The sequence below is a fragment of the Nocardioides cremeus genome (assembly GCF_030518195.1).
GTDB lineage: Bacteria > Actinomycetota > Actinomycetes > Propionibacteriales > Nocardioidaceae > Nocardioides > Nocardioides cremeus.
In genome coordinates, this window is record NZ_JAULSC010000396.1 from 1 (window position 1) to 233 (window position 233).

The window sequence follows — 233 nt, forward strand, 5'->3', positions numbered from 1 at the left end:
TCGAGCTCGCCGGTGTCGCCCGAGCGGTGCCCGCGGAAGATGCCCGTGGGGCGGGAGCCCTTGGGGGCGCGGCGGCGCAGCTCGGCGGCCGCGCCGACCAGCATCGGCTGCAGGTCGTCGTGGTCGTCGGCGCGCGCGCCCGCGGCCTCCTCGTCGAGCACGTCGGCGACCACGCAGGTCACGTTGTCGGACGAGCCGGCCTCGAGGCTGGCCCGCACGAGCTCGACGGCGGC

The 233-nt window shown here is 78.1% G+C and carries 1 pseudogene; it reads right to left on the reverse strand.

The features are described from left to right. A pseudogene (locus QWJ41_RS21475) lies at positions 1-233 on the reverse strand (PP2C family protein-serine/threonine phosphatase); the annotation flags it as partial.